We start from the raw sequence: 18,146 nt of genomic DNA, 5'->3' as shown, positions 1-18,146 counted from the left end.
GTTACTTCTCTGTAACTTGAACGATGGAACCTGTTCGTCCATCTTGCAACCTAATTGATCTAGACATACTCTTTTTAAAAAACATCAATAGCCATGAAGCAGTGGATTGCTTTAGTATTCTCCGGAGTCTTGGGTGGAGTGATCACCCTGACTGGCAGCCATTTTCTCAATGCTGAGAAGAATGCCGAAACCCTTAAAACCGAAGCGGTATCTTACACCCGACCCGTTAATTTACCCGCCTGGTCAGGCTCCGTGCCCTTTGATTTTGTACAAGCAGCGCAAAAAGCAACACCCTCGGTAGTGAACATCACCGCTAAAATTGCCCGAACTGCCCGCTCCAACCAGGACGATTTCTTTTTCTTTTCTCCATTTGGTGGCCGTGGTGGTGGCGCACCAGCGGAAGGCTCTGGTTCCGGGGTCATTTATTCCGAAAATGGGTACATCATCACCAACAACCACGTAGTGGAAGGGGCCAACGAACTGGAAGTTACCCTTTCCGACAACCGTAAATTCAAAGCAACCCTGGTGGGTACCGATAAAAGAACCGACCTGGCTGTCATCAAAATTGACGCCACCGGGCTGACCCCTACTGAAGTGGGCAACTCCGACGAAGCCCGCATCGGCGAATGGGTACTGGCCGTAGGTAACCCCTTTGAACTGACCTCAACAGTTACCGCAGGTATCATCAGTGCCAAAGGCCGCAACATCGACCTTTTGGGTAAAGGCGCAGCCATTGAAGCCTTCATTCAAACGGACGCTGCCGTGAACCCTGGCAATAGTGGGGGAGCACTGGTAGATGCTCAAGGCAAACTGATTGGCATCAATACGGCTATCGCTACTCGTACGGGCTCCTTCCAGGGTTACAGCTTCGCCATTCCGGTGAACCTGGTACGCCGGGTGGTAGATGACATCATCAGTTTTGGAGGTTACAAGCGGCCTTACCTCGGGGTGACGATCCAGGAGTTGGACAGTGAGTTTGCCAAAGAATTGAATGTGGACATCTCACAAGGTGTAGTGATTGAAGGTTTGGAAGAAGGAGGTTCGGCTCAATACGCTGGCTTACAGGTCAATGATGTGATTGTTGGCATCGATGGCCGTGAGGTAAAATCGATTCCAGAACTCCAAGAAGTGGTAGGTCGCGCTAAGGTAGGTGATACGGTAAACTTGAAGGTTTTGCGGAAAAGCAAGTCCATTACCATACCGGTGAAACTGCGTGAGCAGAAAAATCAATAAAGTTTAACAGGCCGATTTAAACAAGTCTCTTAGAATCCTGTTCAATTTATTCAACCCAAATCGGGAAGTTAATTTTTCTGCGATACTAAAAGACTTGTTTAAAGTTGGTTTTTCGTTTTGTTTTGAGGCGTCTGTCGCGATTTTCGAGGCAGACGTTTTTTGTTAAAAGGAAACACCCAGCAAGAAGTTAATGGATTGCACTTCTCCATTTTCGGAGGTAATGTTCAGCTTTGAATCCACCGCCGCGCCATTCTTCAGGCGAATTTCTACGCCCAACGTGAGGCTTATGGTATTTTGGCCAACATCCAGCAAGTAACTAATCTGGCCATTTTTCAAAATAAAAGAGCCCCCGATGCCAACGGTGCGGGTTACTTTGCCATTGGCCCGAATTTGGCTGAAGCGGAATCCGATCATTACCTTGGTATCGCCCACCACCCCGGTGTATTCTCCGGTCACGGCAAGGGTGTAATTGCCTGGGGTGTTGTCGTCACGGACCAGGGCGAGATTGAGGTCACCTTCAAACTGCTTACCCACGAACGCAGCCTGCATGGTAAAAGTGGTTGTAGACACCAATTCATCTCCATTTTGTGATGACTGCTTATCCAGGGTGTAACTAATGATCAGGTTTTCACTGATCTTTAAAAAGCCTAGGAGGCTCACCCCAAAACTCCGGTCGTTTTTATTGTAGGAGTATTTGAACTGGTTACTTCCTTTGCTGATGACGAGGTCTCCTGGCAGGGCAAAAGTTTTTGTAGACCCATCAGCGAGGTTGTAAGTGAAACTTAATTTGGGCACCCCATCCACCGTTTGTTGTTGCCAGGCTCCACTAAAGGTTAGGCGGGAGGAAACAAATGGGCGGGTTTTGTCCCTGAAATTATAAATGAAACGGCTTTTGGTGTCGGCCAAAACCCCATCGATGGTGGAAGTAGCACCATTTACGGTAAACTGGAGCAAATGATCGGGAGTCATGTTCCAGTCTCCGTTGATGAAGAATTGAAAGTCCTTCGTCATATCCGGCCTGACGCGTAGTAGGGCATTGCGCAATTCGTATTCCGGAATGACTGTTTCGTCCGCATTGAAATTGAGTAGTACCGTTCCATTGGCCTGTTGCAGGCAAAACTGGTTGTTGGGATTAAAGCCCCATTTGGCCGGAATAACAATGGGCGGGGGAAGCGTTCCATCGGCATTTGCTGGTTTTTGAATGACGAGGTTATTCTGATGGTCTGTATGCCATACGCCTATTTTTTGGCCATTCGTGTCATTCACATTGCCTTCAGTATCTAGAGAAAATTGGTTGTTATTGTTTGAAAGGTTAAAGCTAGATGCCATTGTGTACTGGATTTTTAGGTGAAGTTAAATATTGTAACTCTCTGTTTTATTGTTAAAGTGGTCCATTGACAATTAAATTAATTGAAAATTGACCTTTGGCACTCATTTGCAGGGGCTCCGTGAACCCATAAGCCCAATCCAAATTAATCTGAGTGGGCGATTTAAGGTAACGAATCCCTACTCCGGGGCTATACCAGGTAGCCTTTTTGTCCCCATTACCGGCCCATATTTTATCAATATAGCTAATGTCTGTAAAAACAGCAAAACGGATGTTCTGGGATAAAAATTGGTTTATTTTGCCCCATTTGGCTCCCAATTGTGGAACTGGTGTCCAAAACTCTGGTTGCAGCGTCCAATTGAATCTGCCGATGGCGGCATCTTCTTTAAAACCCCGATTGAGCGAATTTTGTAGTGCAAATTGTTCAAAAAATGGCGTTTTGGGGGAGTCGTATTCACTTTGTCCGGCCAGACTAAACACGAAGCCTTTGGCCAAATCTTGCCGGAACCTGAATTGGAGGTTGGAAATGGTGTACAAATCCACTGACTTTCCGCCATCCGCACTGGTCCATCCCAATTTGAAATTCGGTTCGATCATCAATCGGGTGGAGGTTTGTGCCCGATTTTTAAAATAATTGTGAATCAAGTCAAACTCCAAGTAGCTTATTGAAGTGCTCGATTTATCCACATCCAAACTGCGGCTTAGGCTAACTTCTTGCGCTGTAAACGACAAACGGGACAGCAGTTGATTGCCATTCAGGTTTTTGAACCATTCTAATTCACTGAGGATTTTTCCTCCATTGCGGCGTTCCTTATAACTCTCCCCTTCAAAAACACGGTTGCCCGAAAACAGGGAATTTGCCGTCAATTGAATGGACATCCTTTTTTTCAGGGTATTGAAAAGAACGTAATCCTGGAAATAGTTGGCAGATACAAAGAGGCCACCGTTTACAGTTCCTTGTTCGTTAAAAGTATACCCAAATTTTGCGGACAAAGTGCTGCCATTTTTCATTAGCCGCTGAAAAATGCCATTGACCTGGAAGGCATCCTGAATGTAATAACCAAAACCCAGTCCCAGGTAATTCCTTCGGAGTCCGGTTTTTTTGCGCTCACTTGGTTCCATTGGCGTTTGATGTCCCATTCCGTTTTGTGGGTTGAACTGCCCAGGTGCGCCCAATACGCCGTCCTCGTTGGGTGTAGGCATGGCTGCTTTTATATTGCTGCTGTCTTTGGCCTGAGCATCGGCCAGTTTTTCGGCAATGACATCAACGTACTGTTCAAGGTGAGCTTGTTCGTCCTGGCGTTGAAACACTGTGCTGGGTGTGGCTTCAACCTTAAGGGAATAGCTCAATTTGTTCAATTGTAGTTGGTGCCATTGGAAAATGTCTGTTTCAAAAACGGGCAGTTGCCCGAGGGCTAATCCCCCTTGTTTCATCAAGTCAAAATTAAATTTAGGGCGGGAAGAAAGGGAATCCCCAATCGTGAGGTTGCTTCTTGGGGTTTTGAGGTATTGCCTGAATAATTTGGTGGGCAATAGGTTGTAAAAAACTTGATCCACCTGTTCTACCCGATCAGTACTTACCTGAACCCTGGCAATTTTATTGGGCAAAACCAGGATTAAGTCATCTCCAATGGTGTAATCTAAAATATTGTTGAGCAGGAAATAGTGGCGCTCAATTTTGGTTAAAATGGCTTTTTTGAACCAAAGCTTACGATCCAGGCCATTGAGAATTTGTTTGGTCTGATTTCGACTTAGGGTGTCTTTCTGATCCCATACGATCAACATTTTATCCAAATCGATTGGAGGGCGGATGTCCAACGGGAAACTCAACTTCATATAATTCAAGGCGTCGTAATCATCTGTATTGGCGATTATCGGCGAGCCTTCCCAGAAGCATTTGCCAAGCGCTTCGAATAAATAATTGGTAAAATCAAAAGCGATATCATCACCTGAATCAGCCCCATACAACTGGGCTGCTACTGTTCCACTTGTATCCAAAGCAGTGATTTGGCTATATGTCCTGGAAAGTTCGCTAAAATCAACAATACCGCTGTTCAAACATCCACTGCTGGAGTTTGATTTCATTTGTACATCCAGTTGATCGAAGGACTCCTGAATGAACTTCGTCAAAACTTCCTTGGTATCAGGAGGGTAAGCCAGTTTCTGATCCTCAAAAGTTGCACTGTCAATGACAATCCGGTGATTTTTGATGCCTAAATGAATGGTGAGTTTTCCAAATGTTTGTTGAGCCCATAACCCGAAAGGTGCTACAGAAAACAGAAAAAAAAGTACACTGCGAAAAAGGCAATTCATGTGGTCGGATTTAGATAAACAGTCGAGTCAAGGGGAGCAACCTATGTTTTGTGGGATTCTAGTTAAAGTTATACATTCAGCAAATTCGGTATTTTAAATGGAATTTACAATTTATCTACTGCCAGATTAGATAACTTGCTTTATATTTGTAAATATTGTTGCCTTCTGCTCTTATTTACACCTCCTTTCGCGAAAACCACATTCTTCCACCGCGAAAGCCATTACCATGTTTAGCACCGCTCTTGAATGGATCGATAACCTTATCGGCCTGCTTTATCCTCGTCTTTGCCCTGCTTGTGAAGAAAATGCCCTGCCTAGGCAAAGCCTGATTTGTTTACAATGCCTTTGTGAACTGCCCTACACCGATCAGCATCTGGATGTTGACAACGCCTTTACCGAAAGGTTTTGGGGTCGGGTGCCCCTGGAATCTGGTGCTGCCATGCTCCACTTTGTCAAAGGAGGAAGGGTACAGGCACTGATACACCAATTGAAATACGGCGGCAATCAGGAAGTAGGAATCAGACTGGGGATCATGTTCGGAGAAACCCTGCGCAACACTCCTCTTTTTGAATCCATAGACTTGATCATCCCAATTCCCTTACATCCCCGACGGCAGCGGCAGCGGGGCTACAATCAAAGTGCCTGTATTGCAGCGGGCCTGGCCCAGGGTATGGGCGTGGTTTATGCGGAACAATACCTACGCAGGGTGGCCTATACCAATACCCAAACCCAAAAATCGCGGATGAGTCGCTTTGACAATGTCAGTACTGCTTTTCAGGTGCGGAAGGCGGAGCAATTGGAAGGGAAGCATATTTTATTGGTGGATGATGTGTTGACGACGGGGGCGACCTTGGAGGCTGCGGCTTTGCAGTTATTGGAGGTGCCGGGCTTGAAGCTGAGCATGGCTACGCTGGCGATAGCGGGGCAGTGAGCATCGAAAGGGAATCAAATTTTAAACATTAGAAAATAAAATCCAATGCTGACGAGGCAATTTATCTGCGATTTAGAATATACATTGACTGGAGCATTCATCAATGTTCATAAGGCTTTAGGACCAGGTCTGCTGGAAAGTGTTTATCACAAGTGTTTGGCACATGAACTAGATTTGCGGAAAGTAAATTATATATCCCAGTTAACGATTCCTATTACTTACGGAGGAATGACGCTTGATGCAGAGTTAAGACCTGATTTTGTTGTCGAAGATTGTATCATTATTGAACTCAAGTCCGTTGAAGCAATATTACCCGTTCACGATGCTCAAGTGTTAACCTATATGAAGTTGTTGAAAATACCAAAAGGCCTACTCGTTAATTTCAATTGCACAAGCATTGTGAAAAATGGAAAGAAATCCTTTGTGAACGATTATTATCGGGAACTTAAGTGATTTATTTTTTCACCACCTAAGAAACCTAAGGCACTAAAGGAGCACCTAAGGAAAAAAAGCGTTATCTCTTAGGTGCCCCTTTAGTGCCTTAGGTTTCTTAGGTGGTGAAAAAACCAAGCGGCGAAGCCGCCCAAAAATCCTAAGCTTTAAACTACCACTTCCTCTGAAATTCCACCATCTTTACACAAATTTTCAACCCGATGAACGCCAAATTTTCCATCTACATCAGCTTGATTGTATTTTGTAACCTTAGCACTAACCTGGTTACTATTGCCCAAAGCGCCGCCACCCTCCTGGCCTCCGCCAAGGCCGAATTTAAAAAGGAGTACGCCACCCAAAACATGACCCAAGCCGCTCAGCAGCTCCAACAAGCCCTGCTTAGCCAGCCCAACAACCCTGAAATCCATTACTACCTGGCCAATGCGCTCGATCGGGTCAATGCCGCTGAAGCGACCTGGGTGGCCAGCAGCAACCGCAAAACTGTAGCCCAAATCAGCCAGCACCTGGAGCAATGCATCCGCTTGTCGCCGCGCTACAAGGGGGAAAAATTGGCCCTAGATCCTTATTCCAAATTGGGCTCCGTATGGGGAGGCCTGGCCATGGGTTACCTGGCTCAAAACCTGCCCGATTCGGCCCGCTGGGCATTTCGGCAAGGCAAAAGTAAGGGCGCTTACCTGGAGCCAAGTTTGGAACTGGGACGGAATTTGCTCAATTCTTGCACCAAAGATGCCATCCTGTTCAGCTCGGGCGACAATTTTTCATACCCACTTTTTTACCTGCAAACGGTGGAAAACCTGCGTTTAGATGTACAAATTGTCGATGTCAACCTCCTCAATACCGATTGGTACTGCCTCTACCTGGCCGCATATGCCAGCAATGCCACCTTGCGGGAAGGAGTCAGCATTGATGCCATTCCCAATTTGGTAAGCTGGAAACCAGGGCCCGTTTCCGCAAAAATCAGCAGCAGTGATTGTGGCAATGACAAAACCTTCGAGTGGGACATCCCTGAACTGATCAACGGCGACTTCTTGTTGCGCAGCGAATACGTACTTTTACAAGTCATTATTGGCAATCAGTTTGCCAGTGACATATTTTTTACGGCAGGTTTCTCCAAGGATGACTTGTTGTATCTGGATAGCCATTTGGAATTTGGGGTTCTGGTGCAAAAACTCAAACCTTGTGACGCCCAAAAAACCAAAAACGCAGCGGATTACCTCCGCAACTTCAACCTCAGCAGTTTACCCCAGCAGCAGGCCGCCATTAATAATAGTCCTGACCTGGTCAATCAACTCAATTTTTACCGCATCGGCTACGCCAACGCCATTTTCCAATTGATCGAGTTGGGCAAAACCGACGACGCCAAAGCCTTGATGGCTGCACTAGAAACCCGACTCCCCACTACCCTGGTTCCAATGTTTAGTGCTACCTTGAACGATTACATTGAAAAATTGAAAGTCAGCCTTAACAGATAATTACTTAAGCGCCTAACCAAATGGAATTCATCAGTGTATTTGACATGCTCAAAATTGGGGTGGGGCCCTCCAGTTCCCATACCCTTGGCCCGTGGCGGGCCGCAGAGCGTTTTGTAAAAGAGTTGAACGAACAATTCCTGCTCGAAAAAACCCGGAAATTAGAGGTTTTGCTCTATGGGTCTCTGGCTTTAACGGGTAAGGGCCACGGCACCGATATTGCCATCCTTATGGGCTTGAGCGGAAAAGACCCGGTGACGGTACCGGTTGTAGAGGTAAAATCTCTACCCGAGCAAATCCTGGAACACAAACAACTCAAGTTGGGCGGAACCCACCCCATCGCCTTTGATCCCGAACACGAGATCCACTTTCGCGGCTATCAAATGTTGCCTTACCACGCCAATGGCATGCAATTGAATGCTTTTGACGCAGAAGGCAACAGCATCCATCAAAGCACCTATTATTCGATCGGCGGAGGTTTTGTGGTCAAAGAAGGGGAAGAAAATACCCCCCTGCGTGAAGAAAATGAAGTGCCTTATGTCATAACCAGTGGTGCTGACCTCACTCAGTGGTGCAAGCAGCGCAAGTGCAGAATTTCGGACATCGTTTACGAGAATGAAAAAAACTTCCTGAGCAAGGCGGAAATCGACGAGCGACTGCTCAGGATATGGTCGGTCATGTTGGACGCCATTTATCGGGGTTGCCATACCGAGGGCATGTTGCCGGGTGGTCTGGACGTTGCGCGCCGGGCTTTTAACATCAACCAGAAATTGCTTGCTGACGGGGAGTATGCCTCTGCCCAGGAATGGATCCAGTGCATTCGCTTTAGCCGCATTGGTTTTTCGGAAGTCGTAAAGTGGATTGGCTGTTTTGCCATGGCCGTCAATGAGGAAAATGCCAATTTTGGCCGCATCGTCACTGCCCCCACCAATGGTGCAGCGGGAGTGATTCCATCGGTATTGATGTACTACCTCTGTTTTGCCAAACCCCTGGCCAAGAATGAAGACATAGTTCGGTTTCTGCTGGTTGCCGGGCAAGTTGGGGCTTTGTTCAAACAAGGTTCAACCATCAGCGCCGCCATGGGGGGGTGCCAGGCTGAAATTGGAGTATCCAGTGCGATGGCCGCTGCAGCACTCGCCGAATGTTTGGGCGCTACCCCCGATCAGGCTTTGATGGCGGCTGAAATTGCCATGGAACACCACCTGGGTTTGACCTGTGATCCGGTGGGTGGTCTGGTACAAGTCCCCTGCATTGAACGCAATTCGATGGGGGCAGTAAAGGCGATCATGGCGGCTAAAATCGCCATGGAGAGTGATCCCTCAAAAGCCAAGGTAACCCTGGACGCTGTGATCAAAACCATGTGGGAAACCTCGCAAGACATGAACCACAAATACAAAGAAACCAGCCTGGGAGGCCTGGCGGTCAACATCGCCATTGCACTGCCAGAATGTTGAGTTGATTCAAAAGACCATCACTATTGTTCTTTTTTTTCTTTTATCTTTCCATTTAAAATTGAGCATTTATGTGGGCAGCCATTTCTTCTTTTATTTATTTCAAACTCTGGGGTTGGAAACTGATTGGTGATTTTCCCAAACATTTAAGAAAGTACATTCTGGTGGTTGCTCCGCATACTTCCAATTGGGATTTCCCCATGGGGTTATTGCTGCGTAACATTCGTGGGGTTGATGCAAAATTTTTGGGCAAGTCTTCCTTGTTTAAACCGCCCATTGGCTGGATTTTTCGCGCACTCGGTGGTTACCCGGTCGATCGGAGCAAAAACAACAATTACGTAGATGCCGTAGTGGATATTTTCAACTCCAAATCTGATTTTATCATCACCATCACGCCCGAAGGTACCCGGAAACGGGTCGATGAATTCAAATCCGGGTTTTATTACATCGCATTGGGGGCCAAAGTGCCGCTCGTCATGGTGATCCTCGATTTTGGCACCAAAACGGTGACTTTTACCGAGCCTTTTTACCCCACTGGCAATAAGGAACAGGACTTCGAAGTCATCCTGAATCATTTCCGGGGGGTAAAAGGTAAAAACCCTGAGGATGGCATATTTTTTTAACCTGCTTTTGTCTGGCAATAACATTTTGCAAAAAAATCAATGTACCCATACAACCAATGTTTAAACTTTGGAGTTTGGGTTTAGTCTGAAAGCTTGTTAAGTAGGTTCAACTAAAGTCAAATCATGAAAAAATCTGTACTTGTCCTTTGCACTTTATTATCTGCAATCTGGATTGCTTTGAGCAGCAACGCCTCCGGGGCTGCCCAAAATCAGGGAACTGACCGAACCGGTTCACCGATTGGAGACAGTTATTGTGGGGATTGCCACGGTACTGGCACTTATAATCCCACTGTAGAGATTGCTATGCTGGATGGTGCAAATCCTGTCACAACCTATGTTCCGGGGAAAAAATACACCATGCAGGTCAGTATTGTGGCCGGAGCAGGTACTCCTGGAGGTTATGGCTATCAGGCAACGGTATTGAACGCCAAATCAAATGCCCAGGCAGGTGCCTTTAGTGCAGCACCTGCGGGACAAAGGATAGTCACCCTCGGTGGCCGCCAATATGCCGAGCAATCCCGCCGCTCTACTTCCAACACCTTTCAAATGCCTTGGACTGCACCTGCTGCGGGTACCGGCGACTTGAAGGTATACGCTGCCGGAATGGCTGTCAATGGCGATGGTGGTACGGGTAGGGATAATGCTGTAAAAGCTACGCTTAGCCTCATTGAAGCGACTTCAACTGGCCTGACCTCGAACAGAATTCTCAGTGCTCAAATCAAAGTATTCCCCAATCCTGCCGTCGAATTGGCAAGGGTAGAAATTGAGGGCAGCTTGGAAAATGAGCAACTTTGGGTCAATTTGCTGGATGTACAGGGGCGCATTCGCCAAAGTAAAAAACTGCAACAGCCCGCCCAAACTGCGCAGGTTGATCTGAATGTCAAAGCCTTGCCAAAAGGACAATATTGGGTGCAGGTCAGCGATGGCCAACGAACAAAAACTATTTCATTGTTAAAATAAAACAAAAAATAGTTTTAAATTTCCAAAATCGAAAGAAAGGATTAATTTTGGATGTGCGTCAGTTCATCATCAATAAGGCTTGGTGATGAACTGGCTTATGCTTAAAGCCATCATCCAATGTACACCCAATCTGACCAAAAATCCCTGTACGAACGCTCGAAGGCCTACCTTCAGGCGGATCATGCAGTACACACCCAGGCCCCTGCCCAGCAACACGCCGACTTGAGCGCCTTAATCATTTACCACGAATGGCGGTATTACATTCAGAATGACCCCGTGCTGAGTGATTATGAATACGACCAGCTGTTCAAGCAATTGGAAAAAATTGAAACCGAGCACCCGGAACTGCTGAACGCAGACTCTCCAACGCAAAGGGTATCCGCAGATCTGACCGAAGAATTTTCGCAGGTTGAACACCTGACCCCCATGCTTTCTTTGGCGAACTCCTACAATGCCGAAGATCTCAACGATTGGGATGCGTCCATTAAACGTTTTTTGAACATCGATCCAGAAACCGAACTGGCCTATGGGGTCGAACCCAAGTTTGACGGCGGCAGCATTGCGCTGGTGTACGAAAATGATGTTTTGGTGCGCGCCGCCACTCGTGGCAATGGGGTCATTGGTGAAGAAATTACCAACAATGCCAAAGTGATTCGCTCCATCCCCCTGAAAGCCGCTTTTTCCCAATACGGCATCCACCGCGTAGAGTTGCGTGGTGAAGTGTTGATCCGCAAGGATATTTTTGAAAAAATGAACGCCAAACGCGCGGCTGAAGGCGTCACCCTTTTTGCCAATGCCCGCAATACCGCCACTGGAGGCCTGCGCATCAAAGACCCCAAGGAGGTTGCCAAACGTGGGCTTGAAGCCTTTATTTACACCCTGGGTTACGCCGTAGACAAAGAGGGTAACAACGTTTTGGGTCAATTTTCGACCCATTTGGAAAGTTTGGAAACCCTGGAAAAACTGGGCTTTAAAGTCCCCGTTCAGGAACGCAAACTCTGCAAAAACATCCAGGAGGTCATCGACTTTTGCAACTATTGGCAACAACAACGCGAAGGCTACGCCTATGAAATTGACGGCATGGTGGCCAAAGTCAACAGCCGGGAGCTGCAAGAACGCTCGGGTTTCACCTCACACCACCCCCGCTGGGCCATTGCTTTTAAGTTTCAAGCCAAGCAGGCTACCACCAAATTGCTCAATGTAGAATACCAGGTGGGCAAAATTGGATCGATCACCCCAGTTGCTAAACTCGATCCGGTGCAATTGGCCGGGGTAACCGTTTCTTCCGTTTCGCTACACAATGAAGATTTCATCACCAGTCGCGACCTGCGCCTGGGCGATACCGTACTGGTTGAACGCGCCGGGGATGTGATTCCCTACATCGTCAAGGCGATGGACGAACTCAGGGATGGCAGTGAAACGCCGATTGTTTTCCCTCAATTTTGTCCCGTCAATAGCACGGATATTCCGGTAGAGCTGGTGCGCGAAGGGGAGGAGGCTGCCTGGCGTTGCCCCAATTGTGTGTGCGGCGCCCAGGATTTGCAACGCATCATTTTCCACGTTTCCAAAGATGCCATGGACATCGATGGCATGGGCAAACAAATCGTGGAGCGCTTTTATGAACTGGGCTGGGTTACCAATTTTGCCGACGTGTATCGACTGGATTACGCTCAATTGGCGCAGTTGGAAGGCTTTGGCCCAAAATCGGCGGCCAACCTGGAGGCGGCCATTGAAAAAGCCAAGAAAAACCCCATTCACCGCTTGTTGTACAGCTTGTGCATCCATCACTTTGGCAAAAAGGTATCCAAACTGATTGCGGCGGAGATCAACCATGTGATGGAACTCAAAGACTGGCAATTTGAAGATTTTACCAAAATCAAAGACGTTGGCCCAGTTGTAGCGAAAAACATCATCGATTTTTTCCAGGTCTGGACCAACATCGAAATGCTGGGCGAAATGGAATCCCTGGGAGTCAATATGACACAAACCGAGGAAGACCGCCCCAAAGTCGCTGCGGAAGGAGCCGTATTTTCTGGCAAAACCATCCTTTTTACGGGTACCCTCAATAAAATGGGCCGCAAAGAAGCCCAGGAAAAAGCGGAAGCCGCGGGTGCCAAAAACATCAGCGCCGTGAGCAAAAACCTGGATATTCTGGTAGTAGGTGACGAGGCGGGGTCAAAATTGAAAAAGGCTCGGGAGCTGGGTACGGTGACAATTTTGACGGAGGATGAGTTTTTGGCGATGATAACTTTTTAATTGCATTATATTTTTTTTATTAAGACATCTGTGTATATTTGTAATCATCAGAATAAGTTGTTTCAACAAATTTGCAATTAGGCATGTGTTGATAGGTTATTTATACACACTGTTTTTTAAAACCGATAGTAACTTTTCATTATAAATGAAAATGTCATGTACGGGATTAGTCAATTTAGTTTATAATTTGGAACTAGTATAATAAGGCAAAAATTGTAAGTATAAGCCTGAAAGTTTTAAATGTACGAAAAGTCTTCCCTTAAAGTAGACATCTTTCATATTGCACAACTTTCAGCTGAATACACAGATCACATCAAGATCAAGATGTTGTATATTAGATGATTTTTGCTTAAAATATTTCGCCTTTTATTCCTTTTAACTCTCATTTACAAACGATAATCATAAACAAAATTATCAACTATGAATTTATTACATCGACTACTTTTATGCACACTTGTCTTGTGCCCATACCTAGTGTTTTCTCAAATACTCATCAAAGGGGTCGTTAAATCAGAAGGATCTAAAATTCCACTTATCGGAGCAACCGTACTGGTTAAAGGCACAGGGATGGGAACAGCTACAGACGCTGAGGGAAATTTTGAAATTACTATTAACAAATCAACAGATATTCTAGTAATCAGTTACACCGGTTTTGAGCCTAAGGAGATTTCGCCTGGCAGTAATGCTTATTTAACCGTATCTTTAAAAGGAATCCCTGTACGTCTAAACGAGGTTATAATTATCGCTTTTGGTACAAATACCCGGCATTCTTATACAGGCTCTTTAGATCAACTCAAAGGGAAGGATATTTCTCTTCTCGATCCTGTACCACTTCCTAAGGGGAATATGTCCGGAGTGATTGCTAATAGCGGGTCTGGTCAGCCAGGGGTACCCCTCAATATACGCATTCGGGGATTTGGATCGATAAGCGCTTCTAGTTCGCCTTTATTTGTCTTGGATGGGGTTCCTTATACGGGAGATCTGAGTAACATATCTACCACAGATATTGAGAGCATTACGGTCTTAAAAGATGCTGCCTCATCAGCACTTTATGGAAATAGAGCAGCGAATGGAGTGATATTGATTACTACTAAAATAGGCAAAAGCAAAGACCCTCAGATTAATTTAAGACTTTCTCGTGGTTTTTCGGATAGATCTATACCCGATTATGACCTTGTGAATGCTTTTGAATATTACCCCTTGATGTGGGAATCTTACAGAAATAGTTTGATCTATAGAAGCTCTGCTTCCCTTAGCTTGGATGCGGCGAACAATCAAGCCTCTAAGGAAATTAAAGGTCTCCTTGGATACAACCCCTTTAATGTACCAGATGATCAGATTGTTGGTAATTTTGGAATCATTAACCCTAGCGCGCGACTGATTTTTAAGGAAGAGGATTTAAACTGGCAAGATAAGATTAGTAGAAAAGGCTCGAGAGATGAAATTGTATTTAATATTTCAAGAGCGTTTAAAGATAGTGCAGATTACTATTTTTCGGCATCTTATCTCGATGAGCAAGGATTTTTAATAAAATCAGATTTCAAGAGGTATGCGCTGCGTCTAAATACAAATTCACAGATTAAAAAATGGTATCGCTTAGGTTTGAATATTGCTGAAGTGAATAGCTCTTCCAATAGAGGCCTGGCAGAAAGTGTTAACGATGATGCATTAGCTAATCCGTTTAATTTTACCCATACAATAGGACCTATCTACCCCATCTACGCCTATAATCCTACAACCCCAGGCGAATATTTTTTAATCGATGGCGAAAAACAATATGATGCTGGAGCTGCAAATTCCTTCGGGTTACCAGTTAGGCCAAGTGGAGCTCTTGCGGGTCGGCATGTCATTCAAGAAACAGAACTAAATGAAAGGCTAAACCGCCAAAACTTGTTGAGCATTCGTAATAAACACGAGTTTTCGATTGTCAATAAAAAAGACTTTCCTCAAATCGGAAACATCAAACTTATGGTCAATGCAGCAATGGATCTTAATTCCATTAGTTTTTTAGACTATAAAAACCCTATAATTGGTGATGGTGCACCAGTTAAAGGTTTGGCATCAAAAAACGAACAAAATATTACTACATTAAATTTTAATCAATTATTAAGTTATGATAATTTTTTCAATGATAATAGAGACATGGTTAAATTATTGATAGGCCATGAAAGTTATGATTACAAAGTTAAAAATGCGTTAACAGTAAAATCTAAACAGATCCAAGAAGGTAATACCGAATTTGTGAATTTTACATCTCGGGATGAAATCCTTTCTAACACCATAAATTATAGTGTCGAAGGCTACTTCTCTAGGCTGGAAATAAGCCATGATAAGAGGTATCACATTGAAGCTTCTTACCGAAGAGATGCTTCCAGTAAATTTTCAGAGTCAGCTCGTTGGGGTAATTTTTATTCAATTAGTGCAGCATGGTCCTTGGACAAGATGTCGTGGTTCGAAGAAAGCGGACCATTTGATCTCTTAAAAATTCGTGCCTCTTATGGAAAAACGGGCAATGATTCAGAGATTGACTATTACGCATCCAGGCAGCAATACAGGCTTGGAGTCAAGAATAATGGCGATTTTCCAAGTATTATTGAATCTAGTTTAGGGAATAAAAATTTAGAGTGGGAATCCAATACATCTTACGGCCTTGGCTTAGAATTTGCCATCAAGAATGATCGAATAGATGGTTATATTGAACTTTTTAATCGAAAATCTTCCAATTTGATCTTTGAAATTCCTTTACCATTATCCGTAGGTATTTTATCACAAATTCAAAATATCGGGGCAATGTATAATCGGGGAGTAGAACTTAACCTGGACATTATCCCTCTTCGTACCAAGGACTTTTTATGGAACATAAAGCTTAATTTAACTCATTTTGTCAATAGAATCACGAAATTACCACAAGAAGAAATTGTACGGGGAACAAAAAAACTTAAAGTAGGATCTTCCATATATGACTTTTGGCTAAGAGAATGGTACGGGGTAGATCCTAAAGATGGTGTCGCTTTATACAGGGCCGAGAAATTTGAAGCAGCTAACACACGGATTTTGGCCAATGGAGATACAGTAACAACAAGCCAAAATAATGCTCGGTTCCATTATAGTGGCTCATCTATTCCTGATTTATATGGAGGAATAACCAACATTTTTACCTATCGAGGTTTTGAGCTGAGAGTTCTATTTACTTTTCAAAAAGGTGGGCATTATTATGATGGGGTCTACCGGTCGCTGATGAACACGGGTAGTTTTGGCTCAGCTTTACACAAAGATATGCTTCAACGTTGGCAATCACCAGGCAATATTACTAATGTTCCTAGAATGGATGCCAATCAAACAGCTGCTTTTAATGCCATATCGGATCGATGGCTTTCAGATGCTTCATTTATTAATTTTAGGAGTTTTTACGCAGCTTATTCATTTTCAAATAAATCAAAAAAACCAGGCATCCAATTATTTCTGACAGGTGAGAATTTAAAGCTATTTACACAACGAAAAGGTGTTGGCGTAGCTCAAGCCTTCGATGGAATAATCTCTAATTCATACCTACCAGCTAGAGTTATTGCGATTGGAGCTAATGTAACCCTTTAATTAAAAACAAGACCATGAAAAAATCAAATATCATTGGAATTTTAGGACTAATTGCGTTGGTAATTCTAGTCCCTTCATGTGGGAAAGATTTTCTGAACACAGACCAAACCAATAGTGTACCCGCCACTTTAGCTATAGCCAATATTCAAAATGCTTTGGCAGCTATCAATGGAATTCATCGGGCGCTTTATTCCCGTTATAACAATCAAGCAGAGTTCGGACAGGGTTCGATAATGATGAACACTGATGTTTTAGGAGAAGACCTTGTTATGACGGCGGCATCCAACAATTTTTTTATTGGAGCATACAAGTGGAATGACCATAGGAATGAGGCAAGTAACCTTACCAGCTATGTGTTCGAGTTTTACTATCGAATCATTCGAAATGCTAATACCATAATTGCAAAAATAGATGACGCGTCGGCGCTTGAAAATGAAAAAAAATCCATCAAAGGCCAAGCTTTGACTTACCGAGCCTGGGCTCATTTTATATTGGTACAGTTATATGGGAAAAGGTTTGACGCACAAAACGCTACTAATCCACAGCTAGGAATTGCACTGTTATTGAATGGTAGTACATCAGGCCAGCCAAGAGCTACAGTTGGAGAAACGTATAAACAGATCAACAAAGACCTGGATGATGCTATAGCAATTTTAACTACGTATAGGCCTAGTGAACATAAATCCCACATCAATATTAATGTAGCAAAAGGAATCAAAGCAAGGGTAGCTTTGACCCAACAAAACTGGGAGCTTGCGGCAAAAATGGCTACTGAAGCAAGAGCGGGTTATTCTCTAATGTCAAATCAGCAAATGACTCAAGGTTTCAATAGCTTGGATAACCCAGAGTGGATTTGGGGTTCAGGTCACGAAATAGACCCTGATATGGTTTTTACAGCTTTTTTTGCTTACATGTCTTGCAACTATAATACAACAAACATAAGAAACAATCCCAAAGCAATTAACAATTTGATTTATGATAAAATGTCAGCCACAGATATTAGGAGAAAATTATGGGTTCCTAATCCTTCTGCTAGCAATGCCATTACCCCTCCAGGTGGTTTATATAAACCTTATATGACTCAAAAATTTTTGGTGGCTGATATTGGCAATACTGCAAATGACATTCCTTATATGCGCTCTGCGGAAATGATTCTTATAGAGGCAGAAGCTAAAGCCAGAGCAGGTGACGCAATAGGGGCACAAAAAGCCCTATTCGAATTAATGAGTAATCGAGACCCAGCCTATAAATTGTCAAGCAATAATGGTCAGGCCTTGATAGATGAAATCTTGCTAAACCGACGCATCGAACTATGGGGAGAAGGCTTTCGCTTTACTGACCTCAAACGCCTCAATTTACCTTTAAATCGTAAAGGAGCTAACCACTCTACTTCCCTGGCTCAAACATTGGATGTACCCGCAGGAAGTGATTTATGGCAATTTAAAATTTCACGCAGGGAATTAGATACTAACAAAGAAACAGTTCAAAACCCCTAAATTAATGCTCTTTTATGACGAATGGTTTTGAACGTATTGA

The 18,146-nt window shown here is 44.3% G+C and carries 12 protein-coding genes; 10 read left to right on the top strand and 2 right to left on the bottom strand.

Annotated elements, in window-relative coordinates:
- The first annotated feature begins 93 nt into the window (after positions 1–93).
- Positions 94–1,233: a S1C family serine protease gene (locus tag SFV55_RS02885; protein ID WP_320027951.1), complete on the top strand. Its 1,140-nt coding sequence runs from the start codon at positions 94–96 to the stop codon at positions 1,231–1,233.
- A gap of 162 nt (positions 1,234–1,395) precedes the next feature.
- Here the strand turns inward: SFV55_RS02885 and SFV55_RS02880 are convergent, their stop codons facing one another.
- Together SFV55_RS02880 and SFV55_RS02875 are read right to left on the bottom strand one after the other, a co-directional pair.
- A complete protein-coding gene (locus tag SFV55_RS02880; RefSeq protein WP_320027950.1) occupies positions 1,396–2,562 on the bottom strand; it encodes a hypothetical protein in 1,167 nt (388 codons plus the stop codon).
- A 52-nt stretch (positions 2,563–2,614) separates the two neighbouring features.
- Entirely contained in the window at positions 2,615–4,873 is a 2,259-nt protein-coding gene (locus SFV55_RS02875; protein WP_320027949.1) for a hypothetical protein, read from the bottom strand.
- Positions 4,874–5,099: 226 nt separating this feature from the next.
- Between SFV55_RS02875 and SFV55_RS02870 the strand changes: the two genes are divergently transcribed.
- The 9 genes from SFV55_RS02870 (at position 5,100) to SFV55_RS02830 (ending at position 18,106) form a co-directional block, all read left to right on the top strand.
- Positions 5,100–5,804: a ComF family protein gene (locus SFV55_RS02870; protein WP_320027948.1), complete on the top strand. Its 705-nt coding sequence runs from the start codon at positions 5,100–5,102 to the stop codon at positions 5,802–5,804.
- 45 nt (positions 5,805–5,849) lie between these two features.
- Positions 5,850–6,257 carry a GxxExxY protein gene (locus tag SFV55_RS02865; RefSeq protein ID WP_320027947.1) on the top strand — a complete coding sequence of 136 codons (408 nt, stop codon included), beginning with the start codon at positions 5,850–5,852 and terminating at the stop codon, positions 6,255–6,257.
- Positions 6,258–6,457: 200 nt separating this feature from the next.
- Entirely contained in the window at positions 6,458–7,729 is a 1,272-nt protein-coding gene (locus SFV55_RS02860; RefSeq protein ID WP_320027946.1) for a hypothetical protein, read from the top strand.
- A gap of 20 nt (positions 7,730–7,749) precedes the next feature.
- On the top strand, positions 7,750–9,180 hold the full coding sequence (locus SFV55_RS02855) for an L-serine ammonia-lyase (RefSeq protein ID WP_320027945.1): 1,431 nt from the start codon (positions 7,750–7,752) through the stop codon (positions 9,178–9,180).
- Positions 9,181–9,248: 68 nt separating this feature from the next.
- A complete protein-coding gene (locus SFV55_RS02850) occupies positions 9,249–9,800 on the top strand; it encodes a 1-acyl-sn-glycerol-3-phosphate acyltransferase (RefSeq protein ID WP_320027944.1) in 552 nt (183 codons plus the stop codon).
- A 123-nt stretch (positions 9,801–9,923) separates the two neighbouring features.
- Positions 9,924–10,760, top strand: coding sequence for a choice-of-anchor V domain-containing protein (locus SFV55_RS02845; protein ID WP_320027943.1), 837 nt, complete (start codon positions 9,924–9,926; stop codon positions 10,758–10,760).
- 117 nt (positions 10,761–10,877) lie between these two features.
- Positions 10,878–13,016 (top strand): NAD-dependent DNA ligase LigA, encoded by a 2,139-nt coding sequence (ligA, locus tag SFV55_RS02840; protein ID WP_320027942.1) that lies wholly within the window; start codon positions 10,878–10,880, stop codon positions 13,014–13,016.
- A gap of 420 nt (positions 13,017–13,436) precedes the next feature.
- Positions 13,437–16,610, top strand: coding sequence for a SusC/RagA family TonB-linked outer membrane protein (locus tag SFV55_RS02835; protein WP_320027941.1), 3,174 nt, complete (start codon positions 13,437–13,439; stop codon positions 16,608–16,610).
- 14 nt (positions 16,611–16,624) lie between these two features.
- Positions 16,625–18,106, top strand: coding sequence for a RagB/SusD family nutrient uptake outer membrane protein (locus SFV55_RS02830; RefSeq protein ID WP_320027940.1), 1,482 nt, complete (start codon positions 16,625–16,627; stop codon positions 18,104–18,106).
- The last annotated feature ends 40 nt before the right edge of the window (positions 18,107–18,146 follow it).

The organism is Haliscomenobacter sp. (genome assembly GCF_033763495.1).
Taxonomy (GTDB): domain Bacteria; phylum Bacteroidota; class Bacteroidia; order Chitinophagales; family Saprospiraceae; genus Haliscomenobacter.
Note: the sequence above shows the minus strand (reverse complement) of the source record. Positions and strands in the feature narration are given on the sequence as shown.

Excerpts from the sequence above, each read along its gene's own strand:
- SFV55_RS02885 (WP_320027951.1), top strand. The coding sequence starts at position 94 with ATGAAGCAGTGGATTGCTTTAGTATTCTCCGGAGTCTTGGGTGGAGTG.
- SFV55_RS02845 (WP_320027943.1), top strand. The coding sequence starts at position 9,924 with ATGAAAAAATCTGTACTTGTCCTTTGCACTTTATTATCTGCAATCTGG.
- SFV55_RS02830 (WP_320027940.1), top strand. The coding sequence starts at position 16,625 with ATGAAAAAATCAAATATCATTGGAATTTTAGGACTAATTGCGTTGGTA.
- SFV55_RS02870 (WP_320027948.1), top strand. The coding sequence starts at position 5,100 with ATGTTTAGCACCGCTCTTGAATGGATCGATAACCTTATCGGCCTGCTT.
- SFV55_RS02860 (WP_320027946.1), top strand. The coding sequence starts at position 6,458 with ATGAACGCCAAATTTTCCATCTACATCAGCTTGATTGTATTTTGTAAC.
- ligA (WP_320027942.1), top strand. The coding sequence starts at position 10,878 with ATGTACACCCAATCTGACCAAAAATCCCTGTACGAACGCTCGAAGGCC.
- SFV55_RS02855 (WP_320027945.1), top strand. The coding sequence starts at position 7,750 with ATGGAATTCATCAGTGTATTTGACATGCTCAAAATTGGGGTGGGGCCC.
- SFV55_RS02835 (WP_320027941.1), top strand. The coding sequence starts at position 13,437 with ATGAATTTATTACATCGACTACTTTTATGCACACTTGTCTTGTGCCCA.
- SFV55_RS02850 (WP_320027944.1), top strand. The coding sequence starts at position 9,249 with ATGTGGGCAGCCATTTCTTCTTTTATTTATTTCAAACTCTGGGGTTGG.
- SFV55_RS02865 (WP_320027947.1), top strand. The coding sequence starts at position 5,850 with ATGCTGACGAGGCAATTTATCTGCGATTTAGAATATACATTGACTGGA.
- SFV55_RS02880 (WP_320027950.1), bottom strand. The coding sequence starts at position 2,562 with ATGGCATCTAGCTTTAACCTTTCAAACAATAACAACCAATTTTCTCTA.
- SFV55_RS02875 (WP_320027949.1), bottom strand. The coding sequence starts at position 4,873 with ATGAATTGCCTTTTTCGCAGTGTACTTTTTTTTCTGTTTTCTGTAGCA.